The sequence below is a fragment of the Pseudomonas sp. ADAK2 genome (assembly GCF_012935755.1).
Taxonomy (GTDB): Bacteria; Pseudomonadota; Gammaproteobacteria; order Pseudomonadales; family Pseudomonadaceae; genus Aquipseudomonas.
Genome location: NZ_CP052862.1, coordinates 5,840,313 through 5,858,189, shown reverse-complemented (window position 1 = coordinate 5,858,189; position 17,877 = coordinate 5,840,313). Strand labels below are relative to the sequence as shown.

13 protein-coding genes are annotated in these 17,877 nt (G+C 60.5%); 5 read left to right on the top strand and 8 right to left on the bottom strand.

Going from position 1 to position 17,877, the window contains the following annotated elements:
• The first annotated feature begins 426 nt into the window (after positions 1–426).
• On the top strand, positions 427–3,540 hold the full coding sequence (locus HKK52_RS26975; protein ID WP_169374301.1) for a transglycosylase domain-containing protein: 3,114 nt from the start codon (positions 427–429) through the stop codon (positions 3,538–3,540).
• Here the strand turns inward: HKK52_RS26975 and HKK52_RS26970 are convergent.
• The 6 genes from HKK52_RS26970 to HKK52_RS26945 form a co-directional block, all read right to left on the bottom strand.
• Positions 3,537–4,778, bottom strand: coding sequence for a hypothetical protein (locus HKK52_RS26970; protein ID WP_169373273.1), 1,242 nt, complete (start codon positions 4,776–4,778; stop codon positions 3,537–3,539). The genes HKK52_RS26975 and HKK52_RS26970 overlap by 4 nt on opposite strands.
• Positions 4,775–5,269: a CS1 type fimbrial major subunit gene (locus tag HKK52_RS26965; protein ID WP_237150614.1), complete on the bottom strand. Its 495-nt coding sequence runs from the start codon at positions 5,267–5,269 to the stop codon at positions 4,775–4,777. Before HKK52_RS26965 ends, HKK52_RS26970 begins: the two co-directional genes overlap by 4 nt.
• Entirely contained in the window at positions 5,266–6,006 is a 741-nt protein-coding gene (locus tag HKK52_RS26960) for a molecular chaperone (RefSeq protein ID WP_169373272.1), read from the bottom strand. The genes HKK52_RS26965 and HKK52_RS26960 overlap by 4 nt, the downstream gene beginning before the upstream one ends.
• Positions 6,007–6,058: 52 nt before the next feature.
• Complete coding sequence (locus HKK52_RS26955) at positions 6,059–7,294, bottom strand: hypothetical protein (protein WP_237150612.1); 1,236 nt, start codon at positions 7,292–7,294, stop codon at positions 6,059–6,061.
• Between the two features lie 27 nt (positions 7,295–7,321).
• Positions 7,322–9,844 carry a CS1-pili formation C-terminal domain-containing protein gene (locus HKK52_RS26950; RefSeq protein ID WP_169373271.1) on the bottom strand — a complete coding sequence of 841 codons (2,523 nt, stop codon included), beginning with the start codon at positions 9,842–9,844 and terminating at the stop codon, positions 7,322–7,324.
• Positions 9,845–9,951: 107 nt separating this feature from the next.
• A complete protein-coding gene (locus HKK52_RS26945; protein ID WP_169373270.1) occupies positions 9,952–10,446 on the bottom strand; it encodes a CS1 type fimbrial major subunit in 495 nt (164 codons plus the stop codon).
• 507 nt (positions 10,447–10,953) lie between these two features.
• On the opposite strand from HKK52_RS26945, the gene HKK52_RS26940 reads away from it, so the two are divergent.
• Both HKK52_RS26940 and HKK52_RS26935 read left to right on the top strand, forming a co-directional pair.
• Complete coding sequence (locus tag HKK52_RS26940; RefSeq protein ID WP_169373269.1) at positions 10,954–11,526, top strand: PadR family transcriptional regulator; 573 nt, start codon at positions 10,954–10,956, stop codon at positions 11,524–11,526.
• Positions 11,523–12,311, top strand: a complete 789-nt coding sequence (locus HKK52_RS26935) for a siderophore-interacting protein (RefSeq protein WP_169373268.1) — start codon at positions 11,523–11,525, stop codon at positions 12,309–12,311. The genes HKK52_RS26940 and HKK52_RS26935 overlap by 4 nt, the downstream gene beginning before the upstream one ends.
• Positions 12,312–12,459: 148 nt before the next feature.
• Here HKK52_RS26935 and HKK52_RS26930 read toward each other — a convergent pair whose 3' ends face one another.
• Entirely contained in the window at positions 12,460–13,116 is a 657-nt protein-coding gene (locus HKK52_RS26930) for a Pr6Pr family membrane protein (protein ID WP_169373267.1), read from the bottom strand.
• 2 nt (positions 13,117–13,118) lie between these two features.
• The gene (locus HKK52_RS26925; RefSeq protein ID WP_007941719.1) at positions 13,119–13,349 is read right to left on the bottom strand and encodes a VF530 family DNA-binding protein; all 231 of its coding nucleotides are present in this window, start codon (positions 13,347–13,349) and stop codon (positions 13,119–13,121) included.
• Positions 13,350–13,750: 401 nt separating this feature from the next.
• Here HKK52_RS26925 and HKK52_RS26920 point away from each other — a divergent pair, with 401 nt between their 5' ends.
• Entirely contained in the window at positions 13,751–15,133 is a 1,383-nt protein-coding gene (locus tag HKK52_RS26920; RefSeq protein ID WP_169373266.1) for a carbohydrate porin, read from the top strand.
• A 208-nt stretch (positions 15,134–15,341) separates the two neighbouring features.
• Positions 15,342–17,753: a glucose/quinate/shikimate family membrane-bound PQQ-dependent dehydrogenase gene (locus tag HKK52_RS26915; protein ID WP_169373265.1), complete on the top strand. Its 2,412-nt coding sequence runs from the start codon at positions 15,342–15,344 to the stop codon at positions 17,751–17,753.
• Positions 17,754–17,877: the final 124 nt, after the last annotated feature.

Here is a 17,877-nt window from a genome sequence, read left to right as displayed (position 1 = left end):
CACCGCTCATTGTGGCGAGGGAGCTTGCTCCCGCTTGAGTGCGCAGCGTTCATACAAAGGGGCTGCTTCGCAGCCCAGCGCCAGCAAGCTCGCTCGCCACAGGGGCAGTGTTCGACTGAATGGCTTTGGTGGCCGGCATCCGATCCTGGTTTCGAGCAAAACTTCCAAACCTCACCGCTCATTGTGGCGAGGGAGCTTGCTCCCGCTTGAGTGCGTAGCGCTCACCCAAAAGGGTCTGCTGCGCAGCCCAGCGCGAGCAAGCTCGCTCGCCACAGGGGCGGTGTTCGATTTGATACCTCACTCCCCGTAGCAAACAACCACCCATACGATTTCGAAATTTCTCTATTCACAATTTTTTCATCATCGCCAACCACCGTCTAAGCTTCAGACAAGTCCGATCAATCTGCGTGAATGGATCAGTCGACTATGGGCGCGTTATGGCAAAGCGATTCGAGTAAAACCGTGGTTCCGACTGAACGTGTGGATGATGCGCCTTTACCTGAAAAACCCCGTCGTGCCAAACACGGCTGGAAGGCGTTCTGGTTGTTGCTGCTGATTATCCTGGTGGTGCTGGGCCTGGCCGCCGCCAAGGAAATGCGCACGTCGAAGTTTCAGGCCCGGGAAGTCAGCAAATTTGCCGCGTCCCTGAGCTATGAAGTGCAACCCGGTCCGAGCGATGCGATTCGCTACCCCGGGGCCGGTCCGTTCGATTTGCGTTTGGGCTACAGCTCCATGGGGGATTTCCTGCCGCGGCTGCTCAAGCGCAATTACGTGATCGCCGCGCAAACCCGATTTTCACCGGCGCTGATGAGCTATAGCGACAAGGGCTTTTTTGTCCCGTATTCGGAAAAAATCCAGGCGGGACTAACGATCACCGATTGCCGGGCGGCGCCGGTGTATCAGTTCAACTATCCACAGCAGCTCTATTCCAGCTTCGACTCGATTCCACCGGTGGTGGTCAACAGCTTGCTGTTCATCGAAAACCGTTTCCTGCTGGATCCCAAACAGCCCCTGGCCAACCCGGCCGTGGACTGGCCGAGGTTCGGCATGGCCGCATGGTCCCAGGTGGCCAAGCTGATGCACCTGCCAGGCCAGTCGGCCGGCGGCAGTACCTTGGCGACGCAGCTGGAGAAATACCGCCACTCCCCCGACGGCTTGACCGTGTCCGGCGCGGAGAAGATCCGGCAGATGATTTCCGCCAGCGTGCGCGCTTATCAGCCCGGCCCGCAAACCTTGCAGGTGCGGCAAAATGTGGTGCGCGACTACCTCAACAGCGTGCCGCTGTCGGCGGTCCCCGGTCACGGTGAAGTGCATGGCATGGCCGAAGGTTTGCGGGTCTGGTACGGCGCCGATTTCAACAAGGCCAATGAAAAGCTGGCCAGCACCGCCACCGACCCGAAAACCATGGCCGACAAAGGCCTGGCCCTGCGGGAAATACTGTCCTTGATGATCGCCCAACGCCGCCCTTCCTATTACCTGACCAAGGGCCACGAAGAACTGGCCAATCTCACCGACAGCCACGTTCGCCTGCTCGCCTTGAACAACGTCATCGATGCGCCACTGGCCGCCGCCACACTGGCCAGCAAGGTGACGTACCGCGACTGGCAGACCCAGCCGACCCTCCAGCCGATCGAAACCAACAAAGGCATCAGCACCGCCCGCAGTCGCCTGGCGTCCATGCTCAACCGGCCGCTGTATGATCTCGACCGTCTCGACCTGTCGGCCACCAGCACCTTGCAAAGTGACTTGCAGGCGCAAGCCACCGAGTACCTGAAACACCTGGCCGACCCGGTGTTCGCCGGACAGATCGGCCTGATCGGCGAACGCCTGCTCACCCCCACCAGCACCACGGCGGTGCGCTACAGCTTCACCCTGTTCGAGCTGACCCCGGACGGTTCCCGCGTGCGGGTGCAGACCGACAGCACCGACCAGCCGTTCGATATCAATGAAGGCAGCAAACTGGAATTGGGCTCCACCGCCAAGATGCGGGTGCTGACCACCTACTTGCAGATCATCTCCGAGCTGCACGACAAGTACGGCGACAAGACTGTGGCCGAGCTGAAAAAAACCGATGTCCCGGACCAGGATCGCCTGAGCCGCTGGGTGGTCGATTACCTGATCCAGAACACCGACCGCAGCCTGCCAAAAATGCTCGGCGCCGCCCTCGACCGCAAATACTCGGCCAGCCCCGGCGAGGCGTTTTTCACCGGTGGCGGCCTGCACGTGTTCCACAACTTTCGCAACGAAGACAACGGCCGCATGCCGACCCTGCGCGATGCCATCCGGGAGTCGATCAACCTGCCGTTCATTCGGCTGATGCGCGACATCGTGCGCTACACCACCTACTCCGGCCCCAACAGTAGCGCCGAACTGCTCAAGGACGACCGCAACCCACGGCGTCAGGAATACCTGGCGTCGTTCGCCGACAAGGAAGGCACGTCGTTCCTGCTCAAATTCTGGAAAAAGTACAGGAACAAGGACACCGACGCGCGCCTGGAAACCTTCCTCGACAGCATGCGCCCGACCCCGATTCGCATGGCCGCCGTGCACCGTTATCTCTACCCGGACGCCGAACAGACCGCCTTCAACACCTTCGTGCGCGCACACCTCAAAGGCGCCAAGGTCACCGAAAAACTCACCGACGAACGTCTTGAACGGCTCTACCTGAGCTACGGCCCTGGCTCTTATGATTTGCCCGACCAAGGCTTCATCGCCAAGGTCCACCCGCTGGACCTGTGGCTGATCGGCTACTTGCTGGGCCACCCGGACGCCAAGTGGAGCGAGATCGTCAAGGCCAGCCAGTTTGAACGCCAGGAAGTCTACAGCTGGCTGTTCAAGAGCAAACACAAGGGCGCCCGGGACAGTCGCATCCGCACCATGCTGGAGATCGAGGCGTTCCTCGACATTCATCAGCGCTGGCAGAAAGTCGGCTACCCGTTCGATCACCTCGTGCCTTCCCTGGCTACAGCCATCGGCAGCTCCGGCGACCGCCCTGCCGCGTTGGCCGAACTGATCGGCACCATCCTCAACGACGGCATCCGCATGCCGACCCTGCGCATCGACAGCCTGCATTTCGCCGCCAATACGCCGTATGAAACCCAAGTGATCAACGACCCCAACGTCGGCAAACGGGTCATGCCATCGGAAGTCGCCACCGCCATGCGCGAAGCCTTGTCGCACGTAGTGGACGCCGGTACTGCGAAGCGGGTCTCCGGCAGCTTCAAGACGCCGGACGGCACCGCGCTGGCCATGGGCGGCAAGACCGGCACCGGGGATAACCGTATCGAAGCCATTGGCTCCGGTGGGCGGATTCTCAGTTCCAAATCGATCAACCGTACCGCGACCTTCGTGTTCTACATTGGCGAACACCACTTCGGCACCTTGACCGCGTTCGTGCCGGGGCGCTCGGCGGAATCCTTCAAGTTCACCTCGGCATTGCCGGTGCAGGTGCTCAAGGGCATGGCGCCGATCCTGACGCCGTATCTGCAACCGGGGCGCAACACCGAGTGTCTGGCGCCGACCGTCACGGCGAGCAATTAAACCTCGGAGTCCCAGATCACCGTCACATCACCGGAGAATCGCGCGCTGCCCAGGTCGAGCATCTGCTTGACGCCGTCCCGCTCCACGGAGAAATGCAGCGTCCCGGGTTTGCGCGCCACGTACAGGCTCGGCTCGAAACGCTCGGTGCCCTGACCGTCGAGGCGCAAGGGTTGGCGGTTGACCGCCTGGCCGTTGCGCGTCAGGCCATAGGGCAGGCTCACCGCCACGTGCACCGGCACCCGATTGCCCGCCGCATCTTGCAAGCCGCAGGTGTTCCCCAGGTCGATGGCACAGCCCAATTGCATCTTGAATGGCGTCGACGCGTAGATATTGAAGGTCTGATCGCGCAGCAACCGGGTCGGCTGACGGCGCCGTTGCAACCACGCCTGCCAGCCTTCCTGCGGCACCAATTGCACTGCGTTACCGCCGGGTGGCATTTCCACGGCAAGCACGTGATTCACGGTCAAGGTGAAGTGGAGCTGGATACTGTTGGTGCTGGGCCGCATGACATCGCCCATGTCGAAGTCGGCTCCCGGGCCGACGCTGTACACCATCGAACCGGTGTAGGTACCCGGGGCCATTTTCAGCGGATTGGGTGTGCGCAACTCATAGGCGAAATCCACGCTTACATAGCTGAGTTCGGGGATATCGAATGCCGCCTGCTTGGAACACACACCGACCACCGGCGTCCTCCAGAAAAACGTCCAGCTCCAATCGTCGATGCCGGAAGCGGGACCATCCGTGCAGGGTAAAGGTGCGGCGAGCCAGTCCCCGCTGGACCACAGCCGGTTATGAGCCGGATAAGGGTTCATTTCTACGCCGATCAGTTCCTGGACCCGACGCGACAACCGATATTTGCCCCCGATGCCCGCCATACGAATCTGTACTACGGCATTGTTGAGGTCACCCTCATCCGTGACATTCACATCTCTCCAGTCCGCGGGCGCGTTGAACATCGCCCCCTGGCGCGGGTTGGGGTGACGGGCGGCAATCATCTGATCGGAATTGACCGAAATGGCAGTGGCAATGCTGAAAATCTTCCATCGTGCGCAGTCAGCCGGCAAGGTGGCGCAGTAACCGCTATTGACCGTCGTATTCTTGAATTCATTGACCTGCGGCCGCGCCGGATCCGGCGTGAAAGCGGCCGTGATCTCGATAACCTCGGCCAACGCCGGCACCGCCAACGCATACAACAACACTGCTCCGGCACCTCGGGCGAAAACGCTACTCACGCTCATGGATTCACCGCATCAAATATCAATTGCACCGTCCCGTAATACTGGCCAGGGACGTAGCCTTCGGCGGGTTGCATCGCGACGATGTCCAGGCGCACCCGCTGACCGATGCGGGCCTGCTGTTCTTCCACCACCGGGGAATCGAGCAACGACAACGATTCGCCGTTGAACCATACCTTGAGGTCAATACGCTCCCGGCCATTAAACAGAAACGGCTCGGCTGCCAACCGCGCGGAGATACTGCCGCTGGCGTTTTTCACATCGAAATGCTCGCGCAATGGACTGAGTTCGGCACTGACCGGGTTCCACGCCATGACCTGCTCGCGCTCCAGAAACCCCGGATTCACCGGCAGCACGTAAAACTCGCTGGTAGGAATGGTCACCGAGACGTGAAAGGTTTGCTCTTCCCGCACCGCCAGCGCGTGATTGCAGGCCAACAGCAACGCGGCGCACAGGGTGATCTGGATTCCGCGCTTGAGACCTGAGCGATTCACCCTTTCACCTCATAGTTTTTCTGCGCCGCCCCTTCCACCAGTTTGAACCGGTACTGACGCCCCGCCTGCTTCTCGAAACGAAACGCCTTGCCCGGCAGTACATGGTTTTTGGTGATCGGCTGGCAGTCGTTTTCATCGCTGGCGGCGCAGTCCTTGAAGTCGTCGACCACCACCACGGTGTTGCCGTTATTGCTCAACGCATACTGGCCGGCACGATCGTCGATCTGCGTGTTGAAACGCGCATCCTTGGGTCGCACAAAGAAAATCGTGCCGTACCCGGCCAACACGTTGACCCCGGCCGAGAGGGTCTTTTTGTACTCGTCGCGCTCCTCGCTGGATACCGCGAACTCGTCCTCCTTTTCCGGTACCACCGGCACGAAGCGCACGCGGAAATAACGTTCGCGCTCGCGCTCGCCCATAAACAACAGGCGGGTGCCCTGCATGCCGTTCACCGGCACAATCAAGCGCGCCGGGCTGGCCATCAGACCGTCCCGGGCGCTGCTGTCGGCCTGGGACTTGATCGGCAGTTCCGTGGGTTTGCCCTCGGCGTCATAGACGATTTCGTGAATGTTGATCTTGACGAAGGCAGTACTGTCGCCGCCATTGAAGACCCGTTTCAGGTAGGTGCTTTTGTCGCCATCCAGGTAGTCATAGACCACCCCGACATTGATCGCCGGCCCGGCCTCGGCCAACAACGGTAACAAGCCTGCACCCAGCAGTGCCCACAGACGTTTCATCGCTTTCGATCCCTCAAGTAAACGCTGCCCGGAAACCTTCCGGCAGCCATGATCAAATTTCCGAACTCCAGATAACCGTGACGTTGCCCGAATAGGTCTTGCCCACGCCGGTGAGCATCTCTTCGACTTTTTCCCGGGCAATTTCGAAGTGCAGCACACCGGGTTTGCGGTCAACGTAATGCCCCGGCTGGAACAGTTCGGTGCCACTGCCATCACGCAGCAACGGGCGGCGGCTGACGGGCTGGCCGGCGGCATCGGTCAAGCCGCTGGGCAAGGTCACACTGATGTTCAACGGCACCGCCCCGCCGGACTCCGGCTCGCGCACCAGGCACTCGTTGCCGCCATCGCCGTACTGGCAGTCGAGCTGCATCTTGAAGCGGCTGGAGACTGAGATATTGAAGGTCTGGTCGCGGAACAATCGCTCCGGACGCCGATTACGTTGCAGCCAGGCCTGCCAGCCACCTTGCGGGACCAATTCGACCCGATTACCGCCGGGGGGCACTTCGACCTTGAGGGTGTGTTGCACGTCCAGGTTGAAGTTAAAGGTCAAGAGGCTGTCGTTGGGAATCATGATGTCGCCGAAGTCAAAATCCTGATGCGGCCCAACCGTGTAAGTGATCGATCCGGTGTAATGCCCGGTGGACATGCCCAAAGGATTGGGCGTTCTCAGTTCATAGGCGTATTCGAAGTTGACATACCTGAGCTCCGGCACTTCGACAACGTGAGTCAGGCTGCAGGTCCCAGCCCCTTCAGGCACAACCCAGAACCACAGTAAATATTGGCTGGTGCCGGTCCCCATCCCAGTCGTCAAACAAGGCGCCGGTGCGTAGACAAAGGTTCTAGGCGACCATGAATGGATGGTTCCGGGACGGGTAACATCAAAGCGATTGCCAATCCCGGCTATTCGTACCTGAACCGTTTCCCGCTCGCCTTTGTCGGAAACCACTTCCAAGCTGCGCCACTCGGAAGGGACTTTGAACATCACTCCTTTACGCACATCTACAGGCCCTGGCCCAACATGATTAAGTACCAGCGGCGTATTGGACGTGAAATTGATATCCCATGTACGAATGCTGAAAATCCCAAGGGCCTCGCATCGAGCCGGCATGTGCCCCGGACACACCCCGCTTTGAGGTGTGGTATTGACGAATTTGTTCAGCAGCGGATTGCTCGGGTCAGGTTTGAACACCGCCGTAATCTCTTGCGTGGCGGCAGCAGCGCAAAGCGTGACTAGCCACAGCAATGCAACGGCAACCCTACAACACGCTTTAATCATTTGTTTTTTCATGTGCATGGTTCCGTGTTCCCAAAGGGCTCAACCTGCCGTGTGAGAGGTAATAGTGGTGTCGGCCAGGGTGTCAGGCGTGCAGCGCAGCTCACCGATCATCAACACATCCTGCTCAAGCCGGGCCTTGCTCGGGTCGAGGCGGAACTGGCACAGCAACTGATCGCCACGGCGCACTTGCAGGGTCGGTGAACCGGCGTTCATTTCCATGGAGAAGAAGCCGTCGACCTCGCTCACCCCACGGCTGGCGTGGTTGATGATGTGATGGCCCTTGAGCGGCTCGCCCTGGGGATCGAGCAGGCGCCCGAGCACGGTCACGGTTTTCATCACCTGGACCTTGCGATACGCCACGCCGCCCTTGTTCAGGTGATAACTCATGCGCGCTGGTTGAATGCTCGCGGCGGGTACGTGGTTGCCTTCGAAATCGAAACTCACCGAGCCGCTCTTGTAGGCAGTGATTGGCACAAAGTTGCGCCCCGCACGCAGTGCAGTGCTGCCGCCGCTGAGGTCGTCAGCGCGCAGGGCGATGGCGTCCACGTCGGATTCCACATCGATGATCATCCCGGCGCCCCGGCCCTGGTACTGACTGGTCAGGACCATTTTCTGCCCGCCGACGGCGAAGGTACTGTCCAGGTTCAAGCCGCCGGTGACGTCGCCGCTGAAGGACGAGCGCTGGGCGAAGGCGTCGCCGAGTACGGTGTCGGTCATGAAGTTCGCGGTGCCCGACACACCGAGGCCGTAGGTGTCGGTGATCGCGGTGGCCGAGACGCTTTGCAGCACAAAGTCCTGCAAGTCTTTGCGATAGGTCAGCGAGGCGTTGTTGTCGCGCCCGCCATCGCGTGAAGTGCGCGAGCCGATGCTGCCGGAGATTTGCTCGCCCGGACCGCCAAGGGCCAGGCTCACGCTCAGGTCGACGCCGCGATTGCGCTTGTCGCCGCTGCTGGTGCTGCCCGGCCGGTCGAACACGGTGAAGCGCCAATTGGCATCGCTGCCAAACAGATTGCCGCGCTGGGTCCAGCCCAGGTCGAGGCCGACGCCTTCGACATTGCCCTCGCTGTGGGACACGCGGCCATTGAGCGAGGTGCGGTTGTTCAGGCGATGGGTCAGGGACAGCGACGAATTGCTGGTCTGGCCGGTGAACACATTGCGCTGGCGAATTCGCGTACCGTCGGGCAGGGTTTCGTAGGTGTTGCGGGTGTCGAGCCAGCTGCGATTGTGGCTGACGACCACATTGCCCAGGCCATAGCTGTAGAGCCCCTGGAAATCGAGGCCGGTGCCGTGGTCCTCAGTCTGATAGACGTTGGCGAACAGGCTGGCGTTGTTGGCCACGGTCCAGTCGACGGACGTGCCGTACTGCAATTGATCCCGCACCTGACGCCCGGACAAGCCCAGCACCACCCGTGGGTGCAGCAGGTAATTGAGCGCGGCGCCGGCGGTCATGTCGCCCTCGGCCTGTTCGTCCCAGTTGCTCAGCAACTTGCTCTCGCGCCCGGCAAACAGGTTGTAGCGCCAGCGCTCGTCGTGATTGCGCCAATTGTTGGGTTTGTAGACCAACTCCTGCGTGGTTGAGGTGATCTGACCGTCCTCGATCAAGCGCACTTCGACCTCATAGATGCCGCCGGGCAGCGGCCGGGTATCGAGGGTTTGCAACCCGGCGGGCACCGGTTGTGTGTTGATCAGCAGGCCATTGCGATAGATCTCCACCGAGCCGAGGCGGTTGGCGGTGACGTAGATCGGATACACGCTGGGCTTGGGGTTGTTGATCGCCAGGCTGTCGGAGCTGCCGTACATCACGCCGACCGCCGTGTCCGGGCTCGCACCGAACGAACGGGGCTGGCGACTCAGGCCTTCGGAGTTGGGCATGAAATAACCCAGGCGCAGAAACTGGCCTTCCAGCTCACGTTGGGTGTAGAGCTCGTGAACCGCGTGGTAGAGCTGATCGTCCGGCCCACCGAGCCGGGCCAATTGCAGGTTGACGCTCTGGGTCCAGTTGCCGAGGCTGCTGCTGGCCTCCAGGCCGAACCGGCCGCCGAGGTCTTGATCCTGGCCGCCGTTGAGGTTCAGTTGATTGCGCACGATCAGACCGGTGCTGCCTCCGGGTGGCTGCTCGTAATACGCCTGGGGCTGGTCTTCGCGTTCAGCGTTTTCGGTGACCAGCGAGACCAGGGAATTTTCAAGGTTGTAATGCACGGCCAACAGGTTTTCCGGGCAACTGTTAGTGCAGGCTCCCAGTGGCGCGCCTTGTTTGAGATACGTCACCAATGCCTCGCGCTCAGCGGCTTTTACATCGCTGTCACGAACATCGGTTACTTCAAGTAAGGTAATGCGGTCATCACGGGATAACACCACCATCGCCTCACCGAGAAACTGTTGATCACGTTCAATTCGAACCGCCAGCGGAACATCAAAGAAGTGCTCTTCGAACTCGGCCGGTAACCCCTTGGCCTGAGCGATCAAAGAGCGCGGCATATAATTACCGTTAGTGGGCGCGGCCAAGGCTGCTGAACAAAACAGCAAGGCAAGCGCTGCCGCGATGGGCGTCATCGGGAACATGGACCGGATACTCTGAAGGCGGACAGTAAATACGTTGAAACCCGGTCGGCCAGTCAGTTAAACGGGCCGATCGGGGCGTGTCAGTCAACGAACAGAAGGGTTGCCCTTCAGCGCGCGACCGTACGCGGCACGGCGTCGAACATCACCACCGGGTTGCCGGTGAACAGGCCGACCTGGCCATCTGTCGGTTTGGCGGCGGTGATCACCATATCGGCCTGCATGCCAGGATTGGATGGCGCGTCGGCGGCGACTTCTTTTGGCGTGGCGCCCAGTACCACGCCGCCGATGGCGATGGTCAGCGGGATGGCTGTCGAGCCGTTGTACAACGCAGCGGTGCCGCCTTCGATGTAGGCGTCGATCGAGCCGTCGGTGTTTTTCAGGTCGTAGACCTGGCGCAGGATGCTCAGCTCACCACTCACATTGTTGTAGATCATGGTCTCGTCCCGACCGAAGTTCGGATCCCGCGGCTGGGCATGGAACTGCTTCGGTGGAATGTCAGCCTTGATGTTGATGGTGGTGCTGGCGTCATCCTTGGCCAGTGCAGCAGTCGAACCGAAAACCAGAACAGCCAGAGGGGCGAGGATTGCAAACTTCTTGAACATGGTTAAGTCCCTGTTATTTCAATAGAGAAGATCATTAAAGGTACGAACAAGTGATCAACTTGAACGTTCAACGCCGGGGCATGATCAACCAATTGAAATATGAAGTAAGCAGGACATGTCCGGTGAACATGTAGTTCGGAGGGCATTTAACACAGCGAAAAAACGCCAAAAATTGAAAAAAGAGAAGAGTGACCGTAAGAACCAGACTACAAACAGATTAGTTGGTTTTTCCATACAGAAACATCGACTGTAAGAAGTGCATGACAGCCTCAATAAACAATAGACGAAAACACTGCTTTAGAGAATTAGCACTAAACCTGACTGCGCGGATATATACAAGGTTTCACTTTTTCTGACCGCCCACGCGGCACAGAATAATCAGACATTTTCCCGGGAAAAAATCCCACTCGCTGCCGAGCGATGTCTTGCACCGTTGGTCGAAAGGCCTTGCATCGTCGTTAAGATATATCTTAAGTTGTATCTAAACACGACAAGAGAAAGCAGAAAATGAGAGACCATCATTCCCACCGCGAACACGGTGACGGCCGCGACGGCTTCGAGAAACGCCCTGGCCGCGAACGCGGTGGCCGTGGCCCACGGGTCTTCGCTCCCGGTGATTTGAAATTGCTGTTGCTGGCGTTGATCGCCGAACAGCCGTGCCACGGCTATGACTTGATTCGCCAGATCGAAGGCATGTTCGATGGCGCCTACAGCCCCAGCCCCGGGGTGATCTACCCGACCCTGACCTTTCTCGAAGAAAGCGAAATGATCGAGGGCGATACCGAGGGCGGGAAAAAACGCTACCGCGTGACCGATGCCGGGCGCCTGTCCCTGGGCGACCAGGCGATTGCCCTGGAAGGCGTGCGGATGCGCATCGACGTCAGCAAACGCTCGCTGCGCGGTCACGATCGCCCGGCGGAAATCCATGAAGCGGTGCACAACCTGCGGCATGCCCTGCAACTGCATCACGGGCGCTGGAGTGCGGAGGAAATCATCCGCGTCGCCGCCCTGCTCAACAACACCGCCAAAGCCATCGTCGACGGCCCCGCCGTTCAAGCTGCCCAGGAGAACGCCGAATGAATGTCGTTTTTGAAAACCAGACCATTCACCGTGTCATGCACGAGATCAAACGCCGGCGCCTGGAAGTGTTGCGGGTGGTCGACCTGACCCCGCGCATGCGTCGAATTACCCTCGGCGGGCCGGAACTGGCGGGCTTCGTCAGCCTTGGCACGGACGACCATGTAAAGCTGCTGTTCCCACAGAACGCGGCGGAAACGGCAGCGCTGGAAACCCTGGTACTCGGCGCCGGCAAAACCGATCAGCCGATGCCGGCCATGCGCGACTACACGCCGCGGCGCTATGACCTGGACACCCTGGAACTGGACATCGATTTCGTCCTGCACGGCGACGGCCCTGCCTCGACCTGGGCCGAGCAGGCCCAGCCCGGGCAATTCCTGCACATCGGCGGGCCACGGGGTTCGATGATCGTGCCGGACATCTTCGACAGCTACCTGCTGATCGGCGACGAAACCGCCCTGCCCGCCATCGCCCGACGCCTGGAAGGCTTGGCGGCCAACCGCCGGGCGCTGGTGGTCATCGAGGTGGAGAACGGCGCAGAGCAACAGAAGTTGGAAAGCCCCGCGCAGGTCAATGTGATCTGGGTCTTGCGCGAAGGCGGGAAGAACAATCTGCTGAACACCGTGAAAGAGCTGCAAGTGCCCAGTGGCAATCTGTATGCGTGGGTGGCGACCGAGACCAAAGTGTCGCGGCAGATACGCCGGGTGTTGCTCGATGAGCATGGGCTGGATGAGCAGCTGGTCAAAGCGGTGGGTTACTGGCGGGCGGATGGCAGCATCGAAGAGTGATCGATATTTTGTGGCGAGGGGGCTTGCCCCCGTTCGACTGCGAAGCAGTCGCAGAATCAACAAACGCAATATGCCAGATAAAATTCGATTGCAGGTTTTGGCGCCGCTTCGCGGCGCAACGGGGGCAAGCCCCCTCGCCACAGTTGGCTCACCTTCGAGTTGAGCGCCAGCGATCCAATCCCACGATCAACAGCGCCATCGCAACAAACCCCAGCAATATCCCCCCGGCATTGAGAAACACCTGTGGATAACCCAGCGTGCTCACATCAATGAATGGATACGGGTAGGCCGCGAGCAGATGCCCGCGCAGCAGTACATACGCGAAATACACCAGTGGATAAATCACCCACAAGGCGATGTGCCCCAGGCGCAGCGTGCCTTTGGGTACGCAGTACCACCAATACACCAGAAACAGCAGCGGCATGATGTCGTGCAGCAACTCATCGGCGAGCAGTTGCCAGCCTTCGGGATGCCACAGATGGCGCAACAACAGGCTGTATGCGAGGCCGACCACGGCGATGCTCACGGCAATCGCGCTGCTGACCGATGGCCGTAAAAACCAGCGGCGCGCCGCCGACTCCCGCGATGTCAGCTCGCAGGTCAGCACCACGGCCACCAGGGTATTGGTCAACACGGTAAAAAAACTGAAGAAACTCATCAGCCCACCCAGCAGGCTGGCGCCCATGCTCCAGCGTGTGCCGAGAATCAGGTACAGCTGAACACTCAGGGCGAACCAGCCCAGCACCGCAGCCACGGCAACACAACGACGCCTCGCGGCAGCCCCCGGCGTCGAGAGGTTGAGCATGGTCAGACCGGGCGCTTGGTGCGCATCAACTTGACGTACAGGCGCTCGACCTTCTCCCGCGCCCACGGGGTTTTACGCAGGAAGGTCAGGCTCGACTTGATGCTCGGATCGCTCTTGAAGCAGCGAATATCGATACGCTCGGCCAGCCCCGACCATTCGTAGTGTTCAACCAGGGCGTTGAGGATCTGTTCCAGAGTCACGCCGTGCAGCGGATTGGTGTTCTGTTCGGTCATGCCGGGCCTTTGCGCGAAGAAAGAATAAAGAAGCCGCGCACCTTAGCCGAGGGCTTCGATGGGGGGAAGGACTCAGTTAACTGTAGGCCACAGACAACCATCTGTAGGAGCAAAGCTTGCTCGCGATGACGGTTTTCCAGTCGGTATCTTCGCGACTGACAGACCGTCATCGCGAGCAAGGTTTGCTCCTACAGGTTGTGCATTGGTTTGCCGATTAATCTCCTGTGGCAACGGGTCGCAGACGACTGTTACCAAATCCGAAATGATCCATGTCAGTAAAAGCGCTTTCTCTCTTTGTTACAGATCTTTATCCTGCCGCCCTTAAGCTGAAACGCTTCACTGCCCGTTCCACCTCGTTGCGTTCAGTTCACCCCCAGAAAAAGATCAAGAATTTCTACTTTATGCCCGACTTTCCAACTCCGCGAGACAGCGCTGTCTGCATCCCTATGGCCCAGCGAAAAGCCCTGAATCTGATCGGCGGCCTCAGCGCCTTCGGCCTCGCCACCTGCGTACACGCGGCCCCGGCCTTCGATAGCGAATCGCCGTGGATGCTCGGCGACTGGAACGGCACGCGCACCGAACTTGCGGAAAAAGGCTACGACTTCAAAGTCGATTACACCGGCGAGATGGGCAGCAACCTGCACGGCGGCTATGACCACGATCGCACGGCGCGCTACAGCGATCAGTTCGGCCTCGGCACGCACCTGGATCTGCAGAAGATCCTCGGTTGGGACGATGCCGAATTTCAGCTGACCATCACCGAACGCAACGGCAACAACATCAGCAACGACCGGATCAATGATCCACGGGTCGGCGGTTTCACCTCGGCCCAGGAAGTCTGGGGGCGCGGCCAGACCTGGCGCCTGACGCAGATGTGGTACCAGCAGAAATTCTTTGACCAGAAGCTCGACATCAAGGTCGGCCGCTTTGGCGAAGGCGAAGATTTCAACAGCTTCCCGTGCGACTTCCAGAACCTGGCGTTCTGCGGCTCTCAGGTCGGTAACTGGGTCGGTGGCATCTGGTACAACTGGCCGGTCAGCCAGTGGGCGATGCGGGTCAAGTATCACCTGACGCCGGAGTTGTACGCACAGGTCGGCGCCTACGAGCAGAACCCGTCGAACCTTGATCGCGGCAATGGCTTCAAGCTCAGCGGCAGCGGCACCCAGGGCGCGATCCTGCCGATTGAACTGGTGTGGACGCCGAAGCTCAACGGCCTGCCGGGCGAATACCGCGCCGGTTACTACTACAGCAATGCCAAGGCCACCGACGCCTATAAAGACAGCAATGGCCAGCCCGCTGCTTTGAGCGGCGAGGCGTATCGCAGCGCGTCGAGCAAGCACGGCGTGTGGCTCGGTGTGCAACAGCAGATCACCAGCCGTGCCAGCGATAATTCCCGGGGCTTGAGCGTGTTTGCCAATGGCACGATGCACGACAAGAAGACCAACGCCATCGACAACTATGTCCAGGCAGGCGTCGTCTACAAAGGCTTGTTCGATGCCCGGGCCAAGGACGACATCGGTTTCGCCCTGGCTCGCGTCCACGTCAACCCGGCCTATCGCAAGAACGCCGAGGCGACCAACCAGGCCCGCGCCGTTTATGACTACGACGATCCATCGTTCCTGCCGCCGCAAGACACCGAATACAGCGCCGAACTCTATTACGGCGTGCACGTCACCAACTGGCTGACCGTGCGCCCGAACCTGCAATACATCCGCCACCCCGGTGGCGTGGACAAGGTCGATGACGCGCTGATTGGCGGGATCAAGATCCAGTCATCGTTCTAACCGCACCGCATAGCCCTTGCAGGAGCAAGGCTTGCCCGCGAAGGCGGAGTGTCAGTCGACATATGTGTTGGATGTGCCGACGCCTTCGCGGGCAAGCCTCGCTCCTACAGGGACAGTTTCACTTTTATAACTGAACCATGCCCACGCCAGATCGTCATCTACAGTGAACTTGCGCGGGACTACTTAAAACGTCACGGAGAACCACACTATGAGCACTGATGGTGCTTTGAGTCGAAGCCGTCTGCTACCGAGCCTGCTCGGTATCCTGCTTCTGCTAATGGGCCTGGCCATGCTGGCCGGGGGGATCAAGCTGAGCATGCTCGGCGGCTCGCTGTATTACCTGCTGGCCGGTATCGGCTTTGCACTGACCGGCGTGCTGTTGATTGCCGCCCGTCGCGCGGCGCTGGGCCTGTACGCACTGGTGCTGTTCGCCAGTACCGTCTGGGCGTTGTGGGAAATCGGTCTCGATTGGTGGCAACTGGTGCCGCGCTTGTCGCTGTGGTTTGCGCTGGGTGTGGTCCTGCTGTTGCCGTGGTTCCGCCGTCCGTTGCTGCGCGATGGCGCCGCACCGCTGGGCACTGCGGCGCTGAGCGTGGCCGTGGTTCTGGCGGGCGCCACCGCCGTGGCCAGTCAGTTCACGAATCCGGGTGAAATCCTGGGCGAGTTGGGCCGTGACACCACGGACCTGACCAGCACTGCCCCGGCCATGCCGGACGGCGACTGGCAGGCCTATGGCCGCACCGAATTCGGTGACCGTTACTCGCCGCTGAAGCAGATCACTCCGGCCAACGTCGGCAAGTTGCAGGAAGCCTGGCGTATCCAGACCGGCGACCTGCCGACTGCCGATGACCCGGTAGAACTGACCAACGAAAACACCCCGCTGAAGGTCAACGGCATGCTCTATGCCTGCACCGCCCACAGCAAAGTGTTGGCGCTGGACCCGGACACCGGCAAGGAACTGTGGCGCTTCGACCCGCAGATCAAGAGCCCGGTAGGCTTCAAGGGCTTCGCCCACATGACCTGCCGCGGTGTTTCGTACTACGACGAGAACGCCTACGCCAAGGCTGAAAATGCCTCGGCCGCCGTCATCTCCGATGCGGGTAAAGCCGTTGCCCAGGCCTGCCCGCGTCGTCTGTACCTGCCGACCGCCGATGCGCGCCTGATCGCGATCAACGCCGACACTGGCAAGGTCTGCGAAGGCTTCGGCACTAACGGCGTCGTTGACCTGACCCAGGGTATCGGTCCGTTCACCGCCGGTGGTTACTACGCCACGTCACCGGCCGCGATGACCCGCGATCTGGTGATCATGGGCGGTCACGTCACCGACAACGAATCGACCAACGAGCCTTCCGGCGTGATCCGCGCTTACGATGTGCACGACGGTCACCTGGTCTGGAACTGGGACAGCGGCAACCCGGACGCTACCGAGCCTTTGGCCCCGGGCAAGACCTACACCCGCAACTCGCCGAACATGTGGTCGCTGGCCAGCGTCGACGAGAAACTGGGCATGGTCTACCTGCCTTTGGGCAACCAGATGCCTGACCAGTACGGTGGCGACCGCATGCCGGGCGCCGAGAAATTCAGCGCCGGCCTGGTGGCTCTGGACCTGGCCACCGGCAAGGTGCGCTGGAACTACCAGTTCACTCACCATGACCTGTGGGACATGGACGTCGGCAGCCAGCCAACCCTGCTGGACCTGAAAACCGCCGACGGCGTGAAGCCGGCGCTGATCGCGCCGACCAAACAGGGCAGCCTGTATGTGCTCGACCGTCGCGACGGCACGCCGATTGTGCCGATTCGTGAAATTCCGGTGCCGCAAGGCGCGGTCAAGGGCGACCACACTGCCCCGACCCAGGCCCGTTCGGACCTCAACCTGCTGGCTCCGGAACTGACCGAAAAAGCCATGTGGGGCGCCAGCCCGTTCGACCAGATGCTGTGCCGCATCCAGTTCAAGGAACTGCGTTACGAAGGCCAGTACACCCCGCCGTCGTTGCAGGGCAGCCTGGTCTACCCGGGTAACGTAGGTGTGTTCAACTGGGGCAGCGTGTCGGTCGACCCGGTTCGCCAGATGCTGTTCACCAGCCCGAACTACATGGCGTTCGTCTCGAAAATGATCCCCCGCGCTGAAGTGGCGGCGGACAGCAAGCGCGAAAGCGAAACCGCTGGCATCCAGCCTAACGCTGGCGCGCCGTACGCCGTGACCATGCACCCGTTCATGTCGCCGTTCGGTGTACCGTGCCAGGCCCCGGCCTGGGGCTATGTCGCCGGTATCGACCTGACCACCAACAAAGTGGTGTGGAAGCGCAAAAACGGCACCAGCCGCGACAGCTCGCCACTGCCTATCGGCTTGCCGATCGGCGTGCCAAGCATGGGCGGCTCGATCGTCACCGCGGGCGGCGTCGGCTTCCTCAGCGGCACCCTCGACCAGTACCTGCGCGCCTATGACGTCAATAGCGGCAAGGAACTGTGGAAGTCGCGCCTGCCGGCCGGCGGCCAAGCCACCCCAATGACCTACACCGGCAAGGACGGCAAACAATACGTATTGCTCGTCGTTGGCGGCCACGGCTCGCTGGGCACCAAGATGGGCGACTATGTGATTGCTTACAAACTGCCGGAATAAGCGTCAGCGGCAGTTAAAAACAGGGCGGTTACCTTCGGTAGCCGCCCTTTTTTGTGCCTGCGGGTCTGCTGATCGGGGCTGGGATGCCCAGGCCAAATCAGGCAAGATCGGTCGTCATGACCGG

What these genes read in the sequence shown, in the direction of transcription:
- HKK52_RS26940 (WP_169373269.1), top strand. Translation starts at nt 10,954, where the DNA reads ATGAGAGACCATCATTCCCACCGCGAACACGGTGACGGCCGCGACGGC.
- HKK52_RS26930 (WP_169373267.1), bottom strand. Translation starts at nt 13,116, where the DNA reads ATGCTCAACCTCTCGACGCCGGGGGCTGCCGCGAGGCGTCGTTGTGTT.
- HKK52_RS26915 (WP_169373265.1), top strand. Translation starts at nt 15,342, where the DNA reads ATGAGCACTGATGGTGCTTTGAGTCGAAGCCGTCTGCTACCGAGCCTG.
- HKK52_RS26935 (WP_169373268.1), top strand. Translation starts at nt 11,523, where the DNA reads ATGAATGTCGTTTTTGAAAACCAGACCATTCACCGTGTCATGCACGAG.
- HKK52_RS26955 (WP_237150612.1), bottom strand. Translation starts at nt 7,294, where the DNA reads ATGAAAAAACAAATGATTAAAGCGTGTTGTAGGGTTGCCGTTGCATTG.
- HKK52_RS26920 (WP_169373266.1), top strand. Translation starts at nt 13,751, where the DNA reads ATGCCCGACTTTCCAACTCCGCGAGACAGCGCTGTCTGCATCCCTATG.
- HKK52_RS26960 (WP_169373272.1), bottom strand. Translation starts at nt 6,006, where the DNA reads ATGAAACGTCTGTGGGCACTGCTGGGTGCAGGCTTGTTACCGTTGTTG.
- HKK52_RS26970 (WP_169373273.1), bottom strand. Translation starts at nt 4,778, where the DNA reads ATGAGCGTGAGTAGCGTTTTCGCCCGAGGTGCCGGAGCAGTGTTGTTG.
- HKK52_RS26945 (WP_169373270.1), bottom strand. Translation starts at nt 10,446, where the DNA reads ATGTTCAAGAAGTTTGCAATCCTCGCCCCTCTGGCTGTTCTGGTTTTC.
- HKK52_RS26925 (WP_007941719.1), bottom strand. Translation starts at nt 13,349, where the DNA reads ATGACCGAACAGAACACCAATCCGCTGCACGGCGTGACTCTGGAACAG.
- HKK52_RS26950 (WP_169373271.1), bottom strand. Translation starts at nt 9,844, where the DNA reads ATGTTCCCGATGACGCCCATCGCGGCAGCGCTTGCCTTGCTGTTTTGT.
- HKK52_RS26975 (WP_169374301.1), top strand. Translation starts at nt 427, where the DNA reads ATGGGCGCGTTATGGCAAAGCGATTCGAGTAAAACCGTGGTTCCGACT.